Annotated in this window: 6 protein-coding genes; 5 read left to right on the top strand and 1 reads right to left on the bottom strand. The window is 43.9% G+C overall.

Translation table 11 applies throughout. The features are described 5' to 3' along the window. Window positions 1-482: ABC transporter ATP-binding protein (locus UYI_RS39295; protein WP_326930440.1), on the bottom strand; the 482-nt coding region annotated here is incomplete at its 3' end. A 203-nt stretch (window positions 483-685) separates the two neighbouring features. On the opposite strand from UYI_RS39295, the gene UYI_RS0125160 reads away from it, so the two are divergent. From UYI_RS0125160 to UYI_RS33405, 5 genes are all read left to right on the top strand, one after another. Then, window positions 686-1,942, top strand: a complete 1,257-nt coding sequence (locus UYI_RS0125160; RefSeq protein ID WP_016869448.1) for an FAD-dependent oxidoreductase — start codon at window positions 686-688, stop codon at window positions 1,940-1,942. Between the two features lie 607 nt (window positions 1,943-2,549). Then, a complete protein-coding gene (locus UYI_RS0125150) occupies window positions 2,550-3,095 on the top strand; it encodes a single-stranded DNA-binding protein (protein WP_016869446.1) in 546 nt (181 codons plus the stop codon). A 240-nt stretch (window positions 3,096-3,335) separates the two neighbouring features. Further along, on the top strand, window positions 3,336-5,222 hold the full coding sequence (locus tag UYI_RS0125145) for an ABC transporter ATP-binding protein (RefSeq protein WP_016869445.1): 1,887 nt from the start codon (window positions 3,336-3,338) through the stop codon (window positions 5,220-5,222). Window positions 5,223-5,649: 427 nt separating this feature from the next. Beyond that, on the top strand, window positions 5,650-5,817 hold the full coding sequence (locus UYI_RS40055; RefSeq protein WP_308410463.1) for an RsbRD N-terminal domain-containing protein: 168 nt from the start codon (window positions 5,650-5,652) through the stop codon (window positions 5,815-5,817). After that, window positions 5,814-6,782: sensor histidine kinase (locus UYI_RS33405; RefSeq protein WP_016869443.1), on the top strand; the 969-nt coding region annotated here is incomplete at its 3' end. The genes UYI_RS40055 and UYI_RS33405, both read left to right, overlap by 4 nt.

Raw genomic sequence — 6,782 nt, 5'->3', positions numbered from 1 at the left:
TCCCCACTGCCCCTAATCCCCACTCCCTTGGGGGAGTGGGGGCCCCGAGTTCCCCAACTCCCCACCTCCCCACCTCCAATAGTTCGGCGTCGCAATCCAAAAGCAATATTGTCATACACCGACATGTGGGGATAGAGGGCGTAATTTTGAAACACCATCGCAATATCTCGTTCCTTGGGGGGAAGATCGTTAACTAAGCGATCGCCTACCCAGATATTGCCTCCAGTCATGACTTCCAAACCAGCAATTAACCGTAGCAAGGTGCTTTTACCACAACCAGAAGGCCCCACCAGCACCATAAATTCACCATCTGCCACAGTCAGGTTAATGCGCCGCAAGACATTTACACTACCATCTGCACTTTTAGAGGCAGTTGCTTCCTTTTTCTCTCCATTCAATACCAGCTGGGTTTGAGAAGTAACACTCTCTCCCCGACGAGGAGGAAAACTTTTATAGACGTTTTCTAAAATTACTTGCGCCACGAGTTTTTCAGCAATGGTCAAGGGTCAATGGTCAATGGTCAATGGTCAATGGTCATTAGTTAATAAATTTAAACAAATGACAAAGTACACTTAGGCTTCAGCGCTCATGATACACGTTTGCAGTGACTACGAAAAGTTAAAAAAACAGCTTTTACTATAACAGCCACACTACCTTGAAAGAAAGCACATTGGGGAATTTTATTATGGCTTCTCATCTTACCTCAAATCCTTCTCCTCAAGAGATGCCGACTCCTACCCATGACATTTTAGACGTACAAACTACAAATTGTTGCATTGTCGGTGGAGGCCCAGCAGGTGCTGTTCTTGCCCTGATGTTAGCGCGTCAAGGTATTCCCGTAATTTTATTGGAAGCACACAAAGATTTTGACCGCGACTTCCGGGGAGACACCATTCACCCATCGGTGATGGAAATTATGGAGGAACTGGGCTTGGCTGAAAAGTTGCTGCAACTTCCTCACGCTAAAATGCGCCAAATCAGGGTTCGGACTCCAGAAGCGAGTGTTACTTTAGCTGATTTCAGTCACCTGAAAACCCGTTATCCCTACATTACGATGCTTCCGCAAGCGAGATTTTTGGAGTTTATTACTACCGAAGCCCAAAAGTATCCCAATTTTCAGTTAGTTATGGGTGCCAATGTACAGGAGTTGATTGAAGAAGATGGGGTAGTTCGGGGTGTACGTTATCGCGGACATGGTGGTTGGCATGAAGTGCGGGCCATCTTGACGGTGGGTGCAGACGGACGTCACTCACGCCTGCGTCAGTTAGCTGGTTTTGAATCTATTCAAACTTCACCACCGATGGATGTGCTTTGGTTCCGCCTACCTAAGCAATCAGGAGATTATGAAGGGGGAATAGGACGTATCGGTCGTGGTCATATTGTCGTTATGCTAGATCGCGGCGATCAATGGCAAATGGCCTACGTGATTCCCAAGGGAGGGTATCAGGAAATTCGTGCTGCTGGCATGGAAGCTTTGAGAAAGTCGATTGTAGAAGTAGTGCCAGAATTGCAAGACCGCATTCAACACCTACAAGATTGGCAACAGATTGCTTTCCTTTCAGTAGAATCCAGTCGCCTAGTCCGTTGGTATCGTCCTGGACTACTGCTGATTGGTGACGCTGCCCATGTTATGTCTCCTGTCGGTGGAGTTGGGATCAACTATGCGATTCAAGATGCTGTTGTGGCTGCAAATGTCCTGAGTAAACCACTCAAGCAAGGACATGTAGAATTGCACGAACTCGCCAAAGTGCAGCGCCGAAGAGAATTGCCGACTCGGATTATCCAAGCATTTCAGTCATTTATCCAACAGCAGATATTTGCCCGTGTTCTCAATTCAAATCAGTTGTTACAGCTACCTGGTTGGTTACGCTTGCCTTGGTTGCGTGAATTGCCAGCAAGGTTAGTAGCCTACGGTGTTTTTCCTGCTCATGTCAAAACTTGAAGATAATCTATGGTACAAATGTACTAAAATATTGTAGAATTAAATACTTATCGCAGCCAAGTACAGTTTCCGAACAGTGGTTTGATACTGCTCGCAATACTTCCTTGGCTTTTATGCTAAAACAGTCTCAAAGCCAAGAGTGTAAATTATGGAATTTAAGTAGGTCGGTGTTGAAAATTATCGTTATGACAAGGCAGGAGGCAGAGGGCACAAGGGGTTCCCCACAAATTCGCTCTCCGAATCGCGAATTTGTGGGGGGCCCGCAGAAGGCAGAAGGGAAGAGCTTTTTGGGCAACTTTACTTTCGGTTACATACTACTCTTCGAGAAGTCGCTGCGCGTCTACGGTTTTTTTGCGCCGTTCTACTTAGTTATTCACTATCAATAAAGTTAATTCGTCTTGGTTGTCATTGGTCATTTGTCAATGGTCATTAATTATCATTAACAATATTTTTAATTGAGACATTCATGTGATAAACAAAACAAACATTATTTAATATTCTTTCTTACTCTTTCCCTGTTCCCCGTTCCCCGTTCCCCGTTCCCCTTTCCCCTTTCCCTTTCCCCTTTCCCTTTCCCCGATCCCTATTTCAACTCAGGAGAATTTTGATGAACAGCTGTATTTTAATGGCAGAAATTGTTAAAGAACCAGAACTGCGTTTTACACCAGATGGATTGGAAGTGACAGAGATGCTAGTGCAGTTTTCTGGGTTGCGAGAAGGTGAACCAGCAGCAAATTTAAAAGTAGTAGGCTGGGGCAATATGGCTAAAGAAATTCAGCAGCACTACCATATTGGCGATCGCATACTTTTAGAAGGACGCTTAGGTATGCATACCATTGACCGTCCAGAAGGTTTTAAAGAAAAACGTGCTGAGTTGACAGTACAAAAAATTTATCCTTTAGTTGCAAATTTAAACATGGCTGGGTCTTCAGTGACGACAGCACCAGCATCAGCACCAGTTGCCACTCCTCAAAAAGCTGTTTCGAGTTACGAACCACCGCTTTCGACACCAACTCCTGCAAAAAGTAATGTTGGTGTCGCTTCCCAAAATAATTACTCAGAACCTGTTCCCCAAACCTCAAAACCTGAACGTAGTTCCTATCCTCCGGTAGTACCTAACCCAGAACCAGACGTTGATGACATCCCATTTTAAGAGGGATTGGGGAAAGAGGACTAGGGATTGGGAAAAGGTGAAAGGGGACAAGGAAGACAAGGAGGACAAGGGAAGGGGAAGAATAAACACCGAATGCCCAATTCCCAATCCCTGTTGCCCCTAATCCCCACTCCCTACGGTCGTGGGGGCCGGTGAGTTCCCCAATCCCCTTTCCCCTACTTCACATAGTGAATGTTAAAATCCTGTTTATTTTCAATTCCCGTTTAACCCCGACTTCCTATGAAAGAAATAGTCCTAGATGTTCGCGACTTACAGGTGGAATTTGTTGGTGATAGCAAAATCATCAAAGCTGTAGATGGAATTTCTTTTCAATTGCATCGAGGTGAAACTCTAGGGATAGTAGGAGAGTCGGGGAGTGGCAAATCAGTCACATCTTTAGCAATCATGGGTTTGTTGCAGTCTCCGGGTAGGATAGCAGGCGGAGAAATTTGGTTTCGTGCCAATGAAAATAGTCAACCCATCAATTTGGTAGAGTTGTCTGCGAAGGAAATGCAACTGCACCGGGGTGGCGACATCGCCATGATTTTTCAAGAACCGATGAGTTCGCTCAATCCTGTATATACTATCGGCTTTCAATTGACAGAAGCAATTTTGCGGCATCAGAATATTTCAGAAGCAGAAGCACGACACCAAGCGATCGCACGGCTACAAGAAGTAAAATTGCTCCCAAGCGATGAAAAGATCCGACAGCAGTATATTGACAGTTGGCAACACTCATCCTTTGGTTCATCCAGCTTAGACGAACAAAAGCTACTCAAGTTAGTCAAGCAACATAAAGAAGCCATCCTAGAACGTTATCCTCATCAACTTTCCGGGGGTCAGTTACAACGGGTGATGATTGCGATGGCAATTTCCTGCAACCCCCTGGTATTAATTGCTGATGAACCAACCACCGCCTTGGATGTGACGGTGCAAGCAACCATTATTGATTTGCTGCGAGAATTACAGGCCAGCCGCGACATGGCCTTGATTTTTATCACCCACGACTTAGGCTTAATTGCCGAAGTAGCCGATAAAGTCGCGGTCATGTACAGAGGTAAAATTGTTGAATTCGACGACGCCACCAAAATTTTTGCGAATCCTCAACATCCATATACAAAGGGTTTGGTGGCTTGTCGTCCTAAACTTAACCGCCGTCCCCACAAGCTTTTAACTGTTTCTGACTACATGAATGTCGAGGAAATACCAACGACGGGACAAGTAATTATTCAGGGGAAAGAACCCACACAACCACCAGATGTCACGCCGGAAGAAATAGCGCAGAGATTAGCAAATTTAGAAAGCGAACCACCTCTACTGCAAGTTAAGGATCTGAAGGTTGGTTTTCCGATCAAAGGTATATTTGGTGGTACAAAACGTTACTACATGGCTGTGAATGGAGTTTCCTTTGATGTCAAAAAAGGAGAAACTCTAGGGTTGGTAGGAGAATCTGGTTGCGGCAAAACTACTTTAGGTAGAACTTTGTTACGCTTAATCGAACCGATGAGTGGTCAAATTATCTTTGAGGGACGAGATATCACAACCCTTAAAGGAGAAGCATTACAAAAACTGCGACGGGAAATGCAAATAGTCTTTCAAAACCCGTTTAGTTCCCTTGACCCCCGCATGAAGGTAGGGGACACGATCATGGAACCCTTGCTGATTCACTCGATTGGTAGTACAAAGCAAGAAAGACAAAAACGTGCTGCTTATTTATTAGAACGAGTCGGCTTAAGCGCCGATGCTATGAACCGCTATCCGCATCAGTTTTCCGGTGGTCAACGCCAAAGGATTTGTATTGCTCGTTCTCTAGCCTTGAATCCTAAATTTATTATTTGCGATGAATCGGTTTCGGCGTTGGATGTATCAGTGCAAGCGCAGGTGCTGAATTTGCTCAAAGAATTACAAGATGAGTTTGGTTTAACTTACATCTTTATTTCTCACGACTTGAGCGTGGTAAAATTTATGAGCGATCGCATTTTAGTTATGAATGGTGGTGAAATTGTCGAGCAAGGCATCGCAGAAGAAATTTACCGCGAACCCAAACAAGAATACACCCAAAAGCTAATTGCTTCGATTCCTACCGGTAGTCGCGAACGGGTACAAAAAGGAAAATTGCGGGCATAATGAGGAATGCTCTTGAAAATCACTGAATAGTTTTCAATTTTGTTAAATAACATCACAATTCCTTTTAGGAGTGTGCTGTTTTATATTTCATGGAAAATGTGTGTATTTACTTGATGCTGAGAAATTATGCCTAATGTGAATTAATAACTATGGCAATAATTCTGTTTTTGAAGTCGAACACAGATGAACACAGATGAACACCGATAATCTATCTGTGTTCATCGGCGTGCATCTGTGTTCGTTAACCAACATCAAACTAGGCAATTGCTAAAAAACCTTATTTTGCTTCTTCAATTCACAATCGACGTAAATTTAAATTTTTTATCTCTAAACTTATTTTGTTCAAGAATTTTATCATCTACTTTTGCCCACGTATACCATAAAAATGGATTTTAGTCAAATTTTAAGTAAAAAAACTGACACAATTGTGGAGAAGTGGGTTGAAGCTGTTCGCGTTGACGAGCAGATTGAGAGCGCTGATTCACTACCTCGTACGGATATACGGGATCATATTCCCCATGTCTTAGCAGCAATGACAACTGTGCTTTCTCAATCGACTGACAGTGATATTGAGTTGCTGTTCAGGCAAGTTTGACCCATGGCATTTTCAGAGCTAAACAAGGCTTTGACCCTGCTGAAATCGCACGGGAGTATCGTCTACTACGTCAACAGATATTTTTGGCAATCAATGCAGAGCTACAGTTAGCAACAGTTACAGAAGTGATTCGAGCCGTGAGGGTAATTAATGCTGTAGTAGATGAAGCCATTGGCCAGTGCTTTCAAAGCTATACACAGGAGCGATTGCGTGAACTAGAAGAACTGCAAAGTCAGCTGATGCTTACGAATGAGCAACTGATTCGCTTGGTGAACACGACTCAGGAAAATTTCTCTGTACTAGCTCACGAACTCAAAACCCCTCTCAACTCGATTATTAACTACTCAGATTTGTTTTTGCGCCAAGTCCGAAAGCGCCCAGATATTAGAGACACTCTGCCTAGTGTCGAAAACATCGAGCGAGTGCTACGCAATGGTCGTCAATTACTCAGCTTAATTAACTCTGCACTGGAACTTTCACGATGCAAAGCTGGGAAAATAGAACTGCATTTAGTACCAACAGATGTGCGCTCAGCGATCAATCATGTTGTGGAGATCATGGAGCCTCTAGCTAGTGCAAAAAAGCTGGATATGGTGATTGACACCTCTGACGCTCCCGAGCAACTTTTGACAGATTCCTTGCGATTGCAGCAAATCGTTACAAATCTTCTGAGTAATGCGATTCGATACACAAACTCGGGAACAATCAGATTAACGTGTCAGGTGCGATCCGAGCAACAGTGGTCTATTGCAATAAGTGATACAGGAATGGGAATCTCACCAGAAGACCAACCACATATTTTTGAACCCTTCTATCGATCTCGCTCCACTTTGTCGCATGTTCGCTTGCCTGATAGTACTGGCTTAGGTTTAGCAATTGTCAAGCAGCTTGTTGAAATATTGCAAGGCGAAATAGAACTGGTATCACAGGTTGGGGTTGGCTCTACCTTCACTGTTATTTTACCG

Source organism: Fischerella muscicola PCC 7414 (assembly GCF_000317205.1).
GTDB lineage: Bacteria > Cyanobacteriota > Cyanobacteriia > Cyanobacteriales > Nostocaceae > Fischerella > Fischerella muscicola.
The sequence above is the reverse complement of the archived record's forward strand: the minus strand, read 5'-3'. Positions and strand labels throughout refer to the sequence as shown.

Coding starts and splice junctions, on each gene's coding strand:
- UYI_RS0125145 (WP_016869445.1), top strand. CDS start 3,336: ATGAAAGAAATAGTCCTAGATGTTCGCGACTTACAGGTGGAATTTGTT.
- UYI_RS0125160 (WP_016869448.1), top strand. CDS start 686: ATGGCTTCTCATCTTACCTCAAATCCTTCTCCTCAAGAGATGCCGACT.
- UYI_RS0125150 (WP_016869446.1), top strand. CDS start 2,550: ATGAACAGCTGTATTTTAATGGCAGAAATTGTTAAAGAACCAGAACTG.